The organism is Amycolatopsis sp. SB7-3 (assembly GCF_041021335.1).
Taxonomy (GTDB): domain Bacteria; phylum Actinomycetota; class Actinomycetes; order Mycobacteriales; family Pseudonocardiaceae; genus Amycolatopsis; species Amycolatopsis japonica.
Map to the genome: position 1 here is coordinate 267,300 of NZ_JBFPJQ010000003.1, position 14,727 is coordinate 282,026.

Below are 14,727 nucleotides of genomic sequence, written 5' to 3' on the forward strand. Positions count from 1 at the left end.
GTTCGGCGGATGGGCCGGGGTGTTCCGCTCGTTACGATCGGGACATCCCCGGCCATCGGAGGATCCCGTGAGACTGCCCCGATCCCTGTCCTGCCTGGTCCTGGCCCTCGGCCTGGCCCTGCCGTCGACCGCGCAAGCGAGCGCTCCCGCTCCGCTCGGCGGCGGGAGCGTGTTGCAGAGCGGCGCCGCGACGCGGTGCACGGCCGGGTTCGCCGCCGTCTCGGGGAATACTGGCTACCTGATCGCGAGTTCGGCTTGCGGCAAGCCCGGTGACACGATCCGCAGCGCCGGCCGGGTGGTCGGCGTGGTCGTGGGCGCCCAGACCCCGCCGACGGGCGCGATCGTCATCCGGGTGACCAACACGACCGACTGGCGGCTGGTGGGCTCGATCCCGCCCACCGCACCCCGCGTGACGATCACCGGGTCGGTCGAAGCCCCGGTCGGCGCGTCGGTGTGCAGGTACGGCGCGACCACTGGCTGGCACTGCGGCACCATCCAGGCGAAGAACGTGTCGATCACCTTCCCGGACGGAACACTGACCGGTTTGACCCGGACTTCCGTCTGCGCCGAGCCGGGGGACAACGGTGGGCCGTTCGTCAGCGGGACGCAGGCGCAGGGCGTGCTGGTCGGTGGCAGCGGCAACTGCTCGAGCGGCGGCTCCACCTACTTCGTCCCGGTCAACCGGATCCTGTCGGCCTACGGGCTGACGATCCTCGCCGGCGCCTAGAACGGCAGCGCCCTCGGATACGGGGGAGGGGAATGCCGCGCGAACGCCGGCGTGGTCGTCACGCGGGTTTCCCGGACGATGTCGAAGATCGTCTGGTGTTCCGGGGTGAGCGAGCCTGCTTCGGAGTTCAGCGCGGTGGCACCGGTCGACGGCCAGCGCCCGCGGTCCAGCCGCCGCTCCAGCGTGCGCAGCGCGGTGATCTCCTCGGACGCGGTGAACACACAGTGACCTGCGCGGTTCACGAACAGCTGACGGAGTTCGTCGCCCGGCCCCACTCGGTCGGCGTAGGCGCGTTCGTGCGCCGCGGGCGCGGTGCCGTCCGCGACGGTGTGCATGGTCAGCACCGGGACCGGCGTGCGACCCAACGGCAGCCCGAAGCGGGCCAGATAGGCGGACGCGGCCGGATCCGGAGCGATTCGGGGCGCCTTCGCGAGCCGGTCGAGGTCCGCACCGAGGTCGAGCCCCGCCTCCGCGTAGGCGCGTTCCACCAGCGTCCGTTCGCCGGACTTCGCCAGGATCCGCCGGTAGTCGACGCCCACGTTCCAGCTCGGGTTGCCGCCCGCTCGCTGTTCCAGCGCGACCCGGTCGACACCGAACGCGCCGGCGCGGTAGAAGCGATCCCAGACGCCCTGCCAGAAAACCTGATCCGCGACGTCCGGCGGACGTGGTTGCGTGGCGTCCAGCCAGCCTGGGATCTCGGCCAGCGCGTTCGCCAGCGCGAGCCGCGCCCTGCCTCCCGGATTCGCGGTGGCGGCCTGCACCACGTCGACGAATCTGCCCACGTTGGCCGCGGGATCGGTGATCCGCACCAGTTGCAGCCGTGCGTCGAGCAGCGTGTTCAGCGCGTACCCGACATCGAGCGACGAATTCCAGTGCGCGGCCCCGCCGGCGAGGGTGCCGCAGAAGGTCATCAGGCCGTCGAACCGGCGCGGGTTCCGTTCGGCGAGCAGGGTCGCGGTGATCGCGCCCACCGATTCGCCCGCCGCGATGGTGCGTCGCGGCGGGCCGATCGTGTGGGTGAACCAGTCGTGCAACCGGGTCTGGTCGGTCAGGGCCTCCTCGATCGACCAGCCACGCACGGTCCGATACTGGGACGCGGCCAAGGCGTATCCGTGCTCCAGCAGGAAAGACTCGGTCGCGGGCTGTGACGTCAGCGCGATCCGATCGGGTTCCGGATACGCCACGGAGTACATCCCGTGGCTCCACAGCACGAGCGTGCCGTTCCAGTTTTCCGGCACCAGCACCAGATAGCGTGCGCCTTCGAGGTCGCCCTCGTACCTGGCGACCGGGCCGTCGGCCGAGGCACGAGGGACCATCAGCCCCAGAAAGATCGTGAGCAGGGCCAGGAAGACAAGTCCACGTCGTGCCACGACGACCACCCCCGCGGCTCATCTTTCGCCGCGCGGATCGCGCTGTCGACGGCTGCTCGGCCTAACTGAAGATGACCGAGCGGAAGAGAAGTCTGTCCGAGCCCCGGCCGCCGTTCGGGCGAAGCGAGAAGTAGGAGTCACTCGAGCAGTCGTCGTCCAGGAACACCACGGCGGTCGAGTCGGTGTCGTTCCGCGGACGGAACGCGTCGACGTCCCAGTCGGCTATTTCGGGTATTTCGATGCATTCGCCGTCGTCCGGATCCACCAGGGTGCCGACCTGGATTTCTTCGTCTTCGTCGTAGTAGCGGTAGGTGAATTCGCCGTCGGCCGCTGAGGCCACCGCCGGAATCGTGAAGCACAGGGCGACGGCGCTGACAAGGGAAAGGAAAGCGGTTCGTGTACGCATGCTTCGACGTTAGGACGGTGATCAACATCGCCGGTAGGTCTCGCGGTCAAATCCACTCGGGGGAGTGGACCGGAGTCCGGACGGTGATCGATAGTGAGGGCATGTACACCGGCAACCCCGACGTCCCCGACGACGTGTTCGCGGACGTTCTCGGCCAGATCGACGATTTCGTGCGCACCCGGGTGATGCCCCGGGAGCTGGAGATCATGAACACGGACGCCATTCCGGCCGATCTGCGGGCGCAGGCCGCGGAGATGGGACTGTTCGGGTACGCGATCCCCCAGGAGTGGGGCGGGCTCGGCCTCGACCTGGTGCAGGACGTCGAGGTCGCGATGGCGCTGGGGTACACGTCGCTGGCGTTGCGGTCGATGTTCGGCACGAACAACGGGATCGCCGGGCAGGTGCTGGTCGGTTTCGGCACGCAGGAACAACAGGCCCGGTGGTTGCCGGGGATCGCGTCGGGTGAGGTCGTCGCGTCGTTCGCGCTGACCGAGCCGGGCGCGGGGTCGAATCCCGCTGGCTTGCGGACCAGCGCGAAGCCGGACGGTGACGGCTGGGTGATCGACGGTGGGAAGCAGTTCATCACCAATGCCACCGAGGCCGGACTGTTCGTGGTGTTCGCGCGGACGGACACCGGGATCGCGGTGTTCCTCGTGCCCGCCGACGCGCCGGGCATCACGGTCGGGGCGAAGGACGCGAAGATGGGACAGGAAGGTTCGCGGACCGCGGACGTGACGTTCTCGCAGGTCCGCGTCGGGCCCGAGGCGCTGGTCGGCGGAGACGGCGATGTCGGCTACAAGGCGGCGATGACGTCGTTGGCGCGCGGCCGGATCCACATGGCGGGCCTCGCCGTCGGGACGGCGCAGCGGGCGCTGGACGAGTCCGTCGCGTATGCCGCGTCGGCGACCCAGGGTGGCACGCCGATCGGGGATTTCCAGCTGGTGCAAGCGATGCTGGCCGATCAGCAGACCGGTGTGCTCGCCGGTCGCGCGCTCGCCCGTGAGGCGGCGCGGGCGTATGTGACGGGGGAGGACCGGCGGATCGCGCCGTCGGCGGCGAAGCTGTTCTGCACCGAGATGGCGGGCAAGGCCGCGGATCTCGCGGTGCAGGTCCACGGCGGGAGCGGCTACCTGCGCGAGGTCGCGGTCGAGCGGATCTACCGGGACGTCCGGTTGATGCGGCTGTACGAGGGCACGAGCGAGATCCAGCGGTTGATCATCGGCGGCGGGCTGGTGCGGGCCGAGAAGAAGAAAGCGTGACGCGGCCACTCGACGGGGTCACCGTCGTCGCCGTAGAACAGGCCGTGGCCGTACCGCTGGCCACCCGCAACCTCGCCGACCTCGGCGCGCGGGTGATCAAGGTCGAACGCGTCGACGGCGGGGATTTCGCCCGCGCGTACGACCACGCCGTCCACGGCAGCGGCGCGCATTTCGTCTGGCTCAACCGGGGCAAGGAATCGCTCGCCGTCGACCTCAAGACCGACGAGGGCCGTGACGTCGTCCAGCGGCTGGCCGCGAAGGCCGACGTGTTCGTGCAGAACCTCGCGCCCGGCGCGGCGGAGCGGCTCGGTTTCGGTGATCTGCGGGCGGATCATCCCGAGCTGGTCGTGGTGAACCTGTCCGGGTTCGGCGCGGGCGGGCCGATGGAGCGGCGCAAGGCTTACGACATGCTGATCCAGGCCGAGGCCGGGCTCATCGCGATCACCGGCACCCCGGACGCTCCGGCGAAGACCGGTATCCCGACCGCTGACATCGCGTCGGGCATGTACTGCGCGCAGGCGGTGCTGGCGGCGTTGCTGCGCCGCTGGCGCACCGGCGAGGGCGCGACGATCGAGGTCTCGATGCTGGAAGCCACCGTCGAATGGATGGGATATGCGCTCAACACCCGGATGTACGCCGGCACCGAGCCCGAGCGGATGGGACTGAGCCACAGTTCGATCGCGCCGTACGACGCCTTCCCCACGCGCGACGGTCAGATGCTCATCGGCGTCCAGAACGACTCGGGTTGGCGCACGCTCGTCACCGACGTCCTCGATGCGCCCGAACTCGCCGACGATCCGCGCTTCATCACCAACGTCCAGCGGGTCGCCCACCGCGCGGAATGCGACGCCGCCGTCGCCGCGAAGACCTCGCTGTGGTCCAACAGCGAACTCGACGACCGGCTCGCCGCGGCCGGGGTGCCCGCCGCCCAACTCAAGGACGTCGGCCAGGTCGCCGACCATCCTCAGCTCCGGGCGCGCGATCGCTGGCGCAAGGTCGGCACCGAATTCGCCCGGATCGACGCGCTGCTGCCGCCGGTGACGTTCGACGATTTCGAGGCGTGCATGGGCGACGTCCCGGCGTTGGGAGAGCACACGCACGCGTTGCTCGTCGAGTCCGGAGTGGACGCCGACGATTATCTTCGCCGTGGCATCGCCCGCTGAATTTCGGAAGCGACTGGAGGAACTCCAGGTTTACGATCAAGATCATGCGATTCGCCATCAAGACTTCGCCGCAGGACACCGTTTGGTCCGACATGCTCGCCGTCTGGCAGGCCGCCGACGAGATCGAACTCTTCGAATCGGGCTGGACCTTCGATCACTTCTATCCCATTTTCTCGGATTCGACCGGCCCCTGCCTGGAAGGGTGGGTGACCCTCACCGCGCTCGCGCAGGCCACGAAACGGCTCCGGGTGGGCACGCTGGTCAGCGGGATCCACTACCGCCACCCCGCGCTGCTCGCGAACATGGCCGCGACACTGGACATCGTTTCCGGTGGACGGCTGGAGATCGGTGTCGGCGCGGGCTGGAACGAAGAGGAATCCGGCGCGTACGGCATGGAACTGGGCACCGTCAAGGAGCGCAGCGACCGGTTCGAGGAGGCCTGTGAGGTCCTCGTCGGCCTGCTGACCCAGGAGACCACCACCTTCCAGGGTGCGCACTACCAGCTGACCGACGCCCGCTGTGAACCCAAGGGCGTGCAGAAGCCGCATCCGCCGATCTGTATCGGTGGCAGCGGCGAGAAGCGCACCCTGCGCACGACCGCGAAGTACGCCCAGCACTGGAACTTCGTCGGAGGCACGCCGGAGGAGTTCGCGCACAAGCGCGAGGTGCTGCACCGGCACTGCGCGGACATCGGCCGGGATCCGAAGGAGATCACGCTGTCCTCGCACGTCCGCCTCGGCGCGGACGGCGACTACGCGAAGGTTGCCGCAGAGGCCGAAGCACTCGGTGAAGTGGGGCTCGACCTGGCGATCATCTACCTGCCGCCGCCGCACACCCCCGCCGTGCTGGAGCCGCTCGCGAAGGCGCTCGAATCGCTGCGCTGAGGTCTCGGAGGCCGGCCGGGGAGCGATGGCCCGTTGCGGAACCGGCCGGTCTCGCTATACGGTGACAGAACTAGAACAGGTTACAGTTCTGCACGGTGGGCGACCGAGGAGCGGACATGGCGAACAGGGCTGCGCGCGGCGACGAGGCCGACTACGTGGTCGTCGGATCGGGCAGCTCGGGCGCCGCGATCGCCGGCAGGCTGGCGGAGGCCGGGGCCAGCGTGATCGTCCTCGAAGCGGGTAAGACGGACGAGAAGATGCTCGTCAAGAAGCCGGGGCTGGTCGGCCCGATGCACGCGGTGCCGCAGCTCAAGAAGCCCTTCGACTGGGGCTACTACTCGGTGCCGCAGAAACACGTTCTCGATCGCCGGATGCCGGTGCCGCGCGGCAAGGTGGTCGGCGGTTCCAGCTCCATCAACGGGATGGTCTACGTGCGCGGCAACCGCGCCAACTTCGACTCCTGGGCCGCCGAGGGCAACAAGGGCTGGGACGCCGACAGTGTCAACGCCGCGTACAAGCGGATGGAGGACTTCGAGGACGGCGAGAACGACTTCCGCGGTGCGGGCGGGCCGATCCGGGTCACCCGCAACAAGACCCCGCAGGAGGGCACGCTCCAGTTCCTCCAGGCGACCGCCGACGCGATCGGCTGCGACATCCTCGACGACTACAACGCCGAGTCCCAAGAGGGCGTCAGCCGGATGCAGCAGAACGCCGCGGACGGCCTGCGCTACAGCGCCTCACGCGGCTACATCCACCATCTCGCGCCCGCCACGCTGCAGGTCCAGTCCGGCGTGCTGGCGAAGAAGGTGGTCATCGAGAACGGCCGCGCGGTCGGTGTCGAGGTCGTCGACGCGAACGGCGGCCAGCGCATCCTGCGGGCGGGCAAGGAGGTCATCCTCTCGGCGGGCTTCGTCGGATCCGCGCAGCTGCTGATGCTGTCCGGGATCGGGCACGCCGAGCACCTGAAGGAACACGGCATCGACGTCGTCGCGGATCTGCCGGTCGGGGACAACCTGCACGACCACATGTTCCACGCGCTGACCTTCCGCGCGTCGTCGAGCAAGAACAGGGGCACGCCGCCGTACTTCGCGCGTGGCCTCGTCAGCGAACTGATGCGGCCCGGCACGACGTTCCTGGCGAACTCGGTGTTCGAGGCCGTCGCCTTCCTCAAGACCTCCCAGGCCGCCGAAGTGCCCGACCTCCAGCTGCATCTCCTGCCGTGGGCGTACGTGACGCCGAACCAGGACGCGCCCATCCGGCACGACGTCGACAAACGGCCCGCGCTCACCGTGCTCACGACGCTGATCTACCCGAGGAGCCGCGGCACACTGCGCCTCGCTTCGGCCGATCCCACGGCGGCGCCGCTCATCGATCCGCAGTACCTGTCCGATCCGGGCGATCTCGAGGTGCTCGGCGAGGGTTCGGAAATGGTCCGCGAGATCTTCGCGTCGAAGGCGTTCAACGGCTCGATCAAGGAGGAGCTGCACCCCGGCAAAGCGTTGCAGGGACAGGAACTGCGCGACGCGATCCTGAACCGGGCGACCTCGGTGTACCACGGCGTCGGCACCTGCCGGATGGGCGTGGACGAGCTCGCGGTCGTGAGTCCCGACCTCAAGGTTCGCGGGGTCGAGGGCCTGCGGGTCTGCGACGCCTCGATCATGCCGTCGATCACCGGCGGCAACACCAACGCGCCCGCCATCATGATCGGCGAGATGGGTGCGCAGCTGGTCTTGTCGGACAACTGACGGAGAAGAGGGCCATGACCGTCACACCGCTCGCGCTCACCCGTCCGGCGTCGGTGACCGACGCGTTCCTCCGACGGCTCGTCGCCCGCGTGCCGGGCTCGTCCGGCGCGACCTGGAAACTCACCGAGGTCTACACCGGCGAGGTGCTCGTCGAGCTGCCCCAGTCGACCCCCGCCGACATCGAGCAGGCGTTCACCACGGCTCGCGCCGCGCAGGAGAAGTGGGCCGCCACCCCGCTCAAACAGCGCCTGGAGGTGTTCAAACGCGCGCACACGCTCTTCGTCGACAACGCGCCGGCCGTCACCGACCTCATCCAGGTCGAGAGCGGCAAGAACCGCCGGATGGCGATCGAGGAGACCTGCGATCCGGCGATGGTGATGAGCCATTACCTCACGCGGGCCGCCAAACTGCTGGCGCCGGCGAAACGTGGGGGACCGGTCCCGTTCCTGACGACGTCAACGGAGATCCGGCAGCCCAAGGGCGTGGTCGGGATCATCGCGCCGTGGAACTTCCCGTTCGCCACCGGCATTTCCGACGCAGTCCCGGCGCTGATGGCCGGGAACGCGGTGGTGCTGAAACCCGACAACAAGACCGCGCTCTCCCCGCTCTACGGTGTCGAGCTGCTGGAGCAGGCCGGGCTGCCGAAGGGGCTGTTCCAGGTGGTGTGCGGTGAGGGCCCCGACGTCGGCCCCACGCTCATCGGCCAAGCGAACTACGTGATGTTCACCGGTTCCACCGCCACCGGCCGGGTGATCGGCGAACAGGCGGGCCGCAACCTCATCGGCTGCTGTCTCGAACTCGGCGGAAAGAACCCGATGATCGTGCTCGAAGACGCCGATCTGGACGAGACCGTGCAGGGCGCGATCTTCGGCGCTTTCGGCAACACCGGGCAGATCTGCATGCACATCGAGCGGATCTACCTGCCGGAGTCCCGCTACGAGGAGTTCAAGAAGGCGTACGTGGCCAAGACCAAGGCCCTCGACGTCCGCGCCGCGTACGACTTCGGCCCGGACATGGGCTCGCTCGTCTCCGTCGACCACATGAGCCGGGTCAAATCCCATGTGGACGACGCCGTCGCCAAAGGCGCGACCGTCCTTTGTGGAGGAAAGCCGCGGCCGGATCTCGGTCCGGCGTTCTTCGAGCCGACGGTCCTCGAAGGTGTCACGAAGGACATGCTCTGCGGCGTCACCGAAACCTTCGGACCCGTTGTCGCACTGCACAAGTACCGTACGGTCGACGAGGCCGTCGCGCTCGCCAACGACACCGAGTACGGCCTCAACGCCTCCGTCTGGGGCGGTGACATCGGCGCCGCCCGGGCCGTGGCCGCGCGGATCGAGTCCGGCAACGTCAACATCAACGACATCCTGGCCACCGCGTACGCCTCGAAGGGGACGCCGTCCGGCGGGGTCAAGAACTCCGGCGTCGGTGCCCGCCACGGGGACCAGGGCCTGCTCAAGTACACGGACGTGAAGAACGTCGCGGTGCTCAAGAAGCAGGTCATGGGCCCCCGCGGCGGCCAGACCTACGAGAAGTACGTCGAAGGGATGCTTTCCGGGCTGAAACTCATGCGGCGGCTGCGCATCCGCTAAACCTCGTCTGTGTGCTGAGGCGCGGCCAGCACACAGGCGATGCTCAGCACGCACATCCCGATCAGCAGGCCGATCGCCGGCCAGACACTGCCGGTCGCCTGGAACAGCAGCGTCGACACCAACGGCGAGAGGCCGCCGAACAGCGCGCCCGCGAGCTGATAGGACAGCGAGATGCTGGTGTAGCGCGCCCGTGGGCGGAACATCTGCGACAGGATGGCGGCGATCGGGCTGTAGGTCGCCGTCATCGCCAGGCGCATCGCGACGAACGCCGCGATGATCAGCACCGCGTTCTTGGTCGAGAGCACCAGGAACTGCGGCGCCGCGAGCACGGCGACCCCGACCAGGCCGATGACGACCACCCGCACCCGGCCGAAGCGATCGCCGAGCCAGGCCGCGCCGAAACTGACGACCAGTTCGACGAAGGCGGCGATGGTGAGCGCGTTGAGCACCAGCGATTCGGAGACGCCGACGGCCGGATCGGTCGCGTACGCCGTCGCGAAGGTGGTGACGAGGTAGTAGCCGCCGACCGCGACGGGCAGCACACAGATGCCCAGCAGGATCGGCTTCCAGTTCGTCCGCACCGCGTACAGGATGGGCACGCCGGTTTCTTCGACGGTTTCCTCGAAGACCGGTGACTCTTCGACCTTCAGCCGCACGATGAGGCCGACGCCGATGAGCAGGACGGACGCGAAGAAGGGGATCCGCCAGCCCCAGGTGGCGAGCCATTCCGTGCCGCCGGTGCTCAGGAGACTGAACAGGCCGGTGGCCAGCAGCGCGCCCGCGGGGTTGCCCGCCTGCGCGAACGCGCCGTAGAACGTCTTCTTGTCCGGTGGCGCGTGTTCGACGGCCATGAGCACGGCGCCGCCCCACTCACCGCCGACGGCGAGGCCTTGGACGAACCTGAGCACCACGAGCAGGATCGGCGCCCACGTGCCGATCTGGCCGTAGCCGGGGAGGCAGCCGACCAGGAACGTCGCCGCGCCCATCATGGTCAGCGTGACCACGAGCGCGGTCTTGCGGCCGACCCGGTCGCCGACGTGCCCGAACACGATGCCGCCGAGCGGCCGCGCGAAGAACCCGACGGCGTACGTCGCGAAGGCCGCCGCGACACCGGTCAGCCGGTCGCCGGTGGCGGGGAAGAACACGGTGCCGAAGACGAGGCTCGCGGCCGTGGCGTAGATGTAGAAGTCGTACCACTCGATCGTGGTGCCGACGAAGGCCGCGAGCCCGGCCCGGCGGGCCCGGCGGAGCGACTGTGTGTCGGTTCGGACGGTCATCGGGCCACCTCGCCGTCGATCCAGGTTTCCAGCACGCCGATGCCCGCGATCCGGCTCGGGTCGCAGGTCAGGGGATTCTCGTCCAGCAGCACGAAATCCGCGCGTTTGCCAGGGGTGATCGAGCCGAGGTCGCGTTCCCTGCCGAGCACCCGGGCTCCGGCGATCGTATGCGCGGCGACGGCCGACCGGACGTCGATCAGCAGGTCGTCCCCGCCGAGCCGGTGGCCGCGGCGGGTCGTCCTGGTCACCGCGGTCTGGATGGCTTCGAGTGGATTCGGTTCCGCGACCGGGGCGTCCGAGCTCAGCGTGACCGGCACGCCCGCGGCCTGGAACTCGCCGAGCGGATTGAACCGCTCGCCGGGGGTCCCGACGGCGTCGGTGACGCCTTCGCCCCAGTTGTAGTAGTGCTGTGGCTGGTTGACCGGATGGACGCCGAGCGCGGCCATCCGCTCGATCTGCTCCGGGGACGGCAGCCCGCAGTGCTCGATGCGGTGCCGCGCGTCCGGCCGGGGATTGCGCTGCTGCGCGTCGTCGATGGCGTCGAGCACCATGGCGATCGCGTCGGGGGACTGGGCGTGGGTCGCGGTCTGGAGCCCGGCTTCGTGGGCCTTGCCGATGAGCGCGGCGTAGTCCTTCGGGTCGTGGTAGAGCTGCCCGGTGCGGCAGGGATCGCCGACGTAGCCGTCCGGGAAGTACGCGGTCCAGCCGCCGAGCGTGCCGTCGGCGTAGAACTTGATCCCCGCGAAAGCGAGGCGGGTGGTGCCGAAAGCGCCGTGCAGCCCCATTTCCAAGGCCTGGTCGAGCAGATGGGACAGCAGGTACATGTGGACGCGCGTCTTGAGCCGCCCGGCCTCGTCCAGTCGCAGGTACATGTCGAACTCGCGGCGCGTGACCTGGGCGTCGCCGATCGCGGTGACCCCGGCGGCGAGGAACTTCTCCTGCGCCGCGGCCAGCTGCCGCGCGTGCTCCTCCGGCTCGTCCTCGAGGTGGAAGTTCGGCCCGTGCCGTCCGACCTTCACCCCGGTGACCCCGGTGAGGATGTTGCACGCGGCGTCCGAGAGCTCCCCGGTCAGTTCGCCGTGCTCGTCGCGGAAGAACACCCCGCCGTCGGGATCCGGGGTGTCCCGGGTGACGCCGTTGCGCCGCAACGTGAAGCTGTTCACCACGCCGCCGTGCCCGCTGGCGTTCATGAGGTAGACCTCGCGATCGCCGGCGACCGCGTCGAGTTCCTCTTTGCGGGGATGGCGTTTCTCGGCGAGGTTGCGGTGTTCGTAGCCGTAACCGCGGACGGGCCTTCCCGCCGGGGTGCTTTCGGCCGCCTCACGCAGCAGCGCGACGATGGCGGGAATGGTCGACGCGCGTTCGGGGCCGCAGTCGACCCAGGTCATCATCTGCCCGTACATCAAGGGATGCGCGTGCGGATCGACGAATCCCGGCAGGAGCGTGCCCGGCAGCCGCCGCACCTCCGGATCGGGACGGCCGAGGCTCGCGGCGCGGGCACGGCATTCGTCCACCGAACCGACCGCGGCGATCTCCTCGCCGAACACGAGGACCGCTTCGGCGCCTTCGGTGGCGTCGTCGACGGTCACCAGCTCATCGGGAAGCAGGATCGTCGCTCGCGCGTCGAGGACTGAACGATCGAGGGGCAACAGGCGCATCGGGCGGACTCCTGGGGTTTTCGACGGTGAAGTGGGGCGAAGGTAAGCGACGAAAACCGTCGGCGCAATCAGATCGGTCGTGTACGGATGGTGTTCACGATCGATCTGCGCGCGATCATGAACACAACGCGCAATCTCGGCTGTCTTTGCCGGGTTTCCGCTGGTGATATGGTGCGTCTCGCCGTCGGAAATTCAGCAGAGGAGAATCGTCGTGGACGACGCGCTGGTCGCGGCTTTGCGCACGGACGGCCGGATGAGCGTCGCCGATCTGGCCAAACGCGTCGGGGCTTCGAGGTCGGCCGTGTCGGCCCGGCTGGAGCAACTGAAGGCCGACGGCTCGCTGAACGTGGTCGCGGCGGTCCACCCCGAGTTCCTCGGCCTGACCGCGTACGCGCATCTCGCGATCCGCACTTCGGGCCGCTCGCAGGCGACGACGGACGCCATCGCGGCCTTGCCCGCCGCGGCGTTCGTCTCCGCGGTGAGCGGGGATCACCAGACCGTCGCCGAACTGCGCCTGCCCGACTCGCCCGAGCTCTATCGCACGGTGGCCGACATCCGCGGCCTGCCGGAGGTGGAGCAGGTCAACACGCTCGTCTACGTGGACGTGGTCAAAGGCCTGTTCATGCCCGGCCGCCCGCTGCCGCCCTGGTTGCGGCTCGACGATCGCGATCTCGCGATCATGCTGCGGCTGCAGGCCGACGGGCGGGAAGCCTACGCGCGTATCGCCGAGCACGTCGGGCTGTCGCCGTCGGCCACCCGCACCCGCGTGCGCTTCCTGGTCGAACACGACGTCATCCGCATCGCGCCGGTGCTCAGCCGTGCCCGGCCGGACGCCGGTCTCGTCTGCGGGATCGGCCTGAACGTGCGGGGAGCCGGGGATTCCGTGACCGCCGCGCTCGCCGCACGGGAGGACACCGAGTTCCTCGCCAGGACCATCGGCCGGTTCGACGTCGTCGCCACCATCGCCGCGCAGTCCGCCCGCGCGCTCGACCGGGCGCTCGAAGAGATCAGCGGCAGGCCCGACGTCGTGACCGCGGAGACGTGGGTCCACCTCCGCATCGCCAAGGAACGCTACGAGTGGCCGCTGCCGACCGCGGAGGAACTCGCGCGCCGCTAGGCGTTGTCCAGCAAGGCTTTCCGGATCTCGGTCTTGAGCACCTTGCCGATCTTGGACCGGGGGAGATCCGGCCAGACCAGGATCTCTTTCGGGGTCTTGATGCTGCCCAGCCGCTCCTTGACCGCGGCGCGGAGCTCTTGCGCCGCCGCCGTTCGCCCGGAGTGGAGCTGGACCACGGCGGTGATCTGCTCGCCCCATTTCTCGTGCGGCAACCCGATCACGGCACAGTCCTGCACCGCTTCGTGCGCCATGAGCGCCTGCTCGACCTCGGCCGAATAGACGTTGAAACCGCCGGTGATGATCATGTCCTTGGCACGGTCGACGATGTAGAGGTAATGGTCTTCGTCGAGGTAACCGATGTCGCCCGTGTGATGCCAGCCGTGCGCGCTCGCCTCCGCCGTCGCGTCCGGATTCTTGTAGTAGCCGAGCATCACCAGCGAACCGCGGACGACGATCTCGCCGCGTTCGCCGGTCGGGAGTAGCTCGCCCGTGTCGGACATGATCGCGACCTGGGTGAGGGGAGTGGGCCTGCCCGCCGAAGTGAACCGTTCCAGGGCAAGGGATCCATCGGGATGGACATGCTCGGCGGGCGCGAGGGTGGAGACCATCATGGGGGCTTCGCTCTGCCCGAACAACTGCCCGAAGACCGGGCCGATCCGGGTGATCGCTTCGGCGAGTTTGGTGGCCGACATCGGCGCGGCGCCGTACCAAAGGCATTGCAGCGACGACAGATCGGCGGTGTCGAGCGCCGGATTGTCGAGCAGCAGGTAGATCAGCGTCGGTGGCAGGAAGGTGTGCGTGATCCGGCGGCGTTCCACCAGCGCGAGGAACTCGCCGAGGTCCGGCGAGGGCATGACGACGATCTCGCCGCCGAGGGTCAGGACCGGGAAACAGAGCACGCCCGCCGCGTGTGTCAGCGGCGCCAGCGCCAGGTACCGCGGGCGGCCGGTGAACGGGTAGCTCATCAGCGTGAGCGCCGACATCGTCTCCACGTTGGTGCCGCTGAGCATCACCGCTTTGGGATGGCCGGTGGTGCCGCCGGTGCCGACCAGCAGGACCATGTCGTCCGGCGGGGTTTCCTCCCAGGGCTCGGCGTCGCCGATCCAGTCGGAAAACGGGACGGCGCCGGGCATCGCGCCGTCGAGACAGACCACTGTGGACAGTTTCGGCAGATCGGGGAGCATCCGGGAGACGAGCGGCGCGAACGACTCCTGCACCAGGAGACAGGTGCAGTCGAACAGGTCGAGCAGTTCCCTGTTCTCGGCGGCCTCGTTGCGCGGGTTGACCGGGCACCACACGGCACCGGCCCGGCTGATCCCGAAGACGCAGCCGAACGACAAGGGATCGTTCCCGGACAGGATCGCCACCTTGTCGCCCGGTTCGACACCGGACCGGGCCAGCGCCCGCCCCACCTGCCACGACAACTTTCGGACTTCGCCGTAGCTGAGGGAGGTGTCGCCCATGGTGAGGCAGGGCACCGCCGGATCGAGTGAAGCGCCCTTGTCGAGGTAGTCGGTCAGTCGCACGCGCTC

Annotated in this window: 12 protein-coding genes; 7 read left to right on the plus strand and 5 right to left on the minus strand. The window is 68.9% G+C overall.

The features are described 5' to 3' along the window. Positions 1–67 precede the first annotated feature (67 nt). Complete coding sequence (locus AB8M46_RS25870) at positions 68–727, plus strand: S1 family peptidase (RefSeq protein ID WP_378422622.1); 660 nt, start codon at positions 68–70, stop codon at positions 725–727. Here the strand turns inward: AB8M46_RS25870 and AB8M46_RS25875 are convergent. Beyond that, the gene (locus AB8M46_RS25875; RefSeq protein ID WP_394361906.1) at positions 724–2,097 is read right to left on the minus strand and encodes a DUF6351 family protein; all 1,374 of its coding nucleotides are present in this window, start codon (positions 2,095–2,097) and stop codon (positions 724–726) included. The genes AB8M46_RS25870 and AB8M46_RS25875 overlap by 4 nt on opposite strands. A 61-nt stretch (positions 2,098–2,158) precedes the next feature. Beyond that, the gene (locus AB8M46_RS25880) at positions 2,159–2,503 is read right to left on the minus strand and encodes a hypothetical protein (RefSeq protein ID WP_038514918.1); all 345 of its coding nucleotides are present in this window, start codon (positions 2,501–2,503) and stop codon (positions 2,159–2,161) included. A gap of 101 nt (positions 2,504–2,604) precedes the next feature. Between AB8M46_RS25880 and AB8M46_RS25885 the strand changes: the two genes are divergently transcribed. The 5 genes from AB8M46_RS25885 (at position 2,605) to AB8M46_RS25905 (ending at position 9,143) form a co-directional block, all read left to right on the plus strand. Next, entirely contained in the window at positions 2,605–3,762 is a 1,158-nt protein-coding gene (locus tag AB8M46_RS25885; RefSeq protein ID WP_394361907.1) for an acyl-CoA dehydrogenase family protein, read from the plus strand. Then, entirely contained in the window at positions 3,759–4,925 is a 1,167-nt protein-coding gene (locus AB8M46_RS25890; protein WP_394361908.1) for a CaiB/BaiF CoA transferase family protein, read from the plus strand. Before AB8M46_RS25885 ends, AB8M46_RS25890 begins: the two co-directional genes overlap by 4 nt. 44 nt (positions 4,926–4,969) lie before the next feature. Continuing rightward, on the plus strand, positions 4,970–5,809 hold the full coding sequence (locus AB8M46_RS25895; protein WP_394361909.1) for an LLM class F420-dependent oxidoreductase: 840 nt from the start codon (positions 4,970–4,972) through the stop codon (positions 5,807–5,809). A gap of 116 nt (positions 5,810–5,925) precedes the next feature. Beyond that, positions 5,926–7,554, plus strand: a complete 1,629-nt coding sequence (locus tag AB8M46_RS25900) for a GMC family oxidoreductase (RefSeq protein ID WP_125737151.1) — start codon at positions 5,926–5,928, stop codon at positions 7,552–7,554. 14 nt (positions 7,555–7,568) lie between these two features. Then, positions 7,569–9,143 carry a succinic semialdehyde dehydrogenase gene (locus tag AB8M46_RS25905; RefSeq protein ID WP_394361910.1) on the plus strand — a complete coding sequence of 525 codons (1,575 nt, stop codon included), beginning with the start codon at positions 7,569–7,571 and terminating at the stop codon, positions 9,141–9,143. On the opposite strand, the gene AB8M46_RS25910 is transcribed toward AB8M46_RS25905, so the two are convergent. Both AB8M46_RS25910 and AB8M46_RS25915 read right to left on the minus strand, forming a co-directional pair. After that, a complete protein-coding gene (locus AB8M46_RS25910) occupies positions 9,140–10,420 on the minus strand; it encodes an MFS transporter (RefSeq protein WP_394361911.1) in 1,281 nt (426 codons plus the stop codon). The genes AB8M46_RS25905 and AB8M46_RS25910 overlap by 4 nt on opposite strands. Continuing rightward, positions 10,417–12,078, minus strand: a complete 1,662-nt coding sequence (locus AB8M46_RS25915; RefSeq protein ID WP_394361912.1) for an amidohydrolase — start codon at positions 12,076–12,078, stop codon at positions 10,417–10,419. The genes AB8M46_RS25910 and AB8M46_RS25915 overlap by 4 nt, the downstream gene beginning before the upstream one ends. A gap of 211 nt (positions 12,079–12,289) precedes the next feature. Between AB8M46_RS25915 and AB8M46_RS25920 the strand changes: the two genes are divergently transcribed. Then, on the plus strand, positions 12,290–13,195 hold the full coding sequence (locus AB8M46_RS25920; protein WP_394361913.1) for an Lrp/AsnC family transcriptional regulator: 906 nt from the start codon (positions 12,290–12,292) through the stop codon (positions 13,193–13,195). On the opposite strand, the gene AB8M46_RS25925 is transcribed toward AB8M46_RS25920, so the two are convergent. Beyond that, positions 13,192–14,721, minus strand: coding sequence for an AMP-binding protein (locus tag AB8M46_RS25925; RefSeq protein ID WP_394361914.1), 1,530 nt, complete (start codon positions 14,719–14,721; stop codon positions 13,192–13,194). The genes AB8M46_RS25920 and AB8M46_RS25925 overlap by 4 nt on opposite strands. Positions 14,722–14,727: the final 6 nt, after the last annotated feature.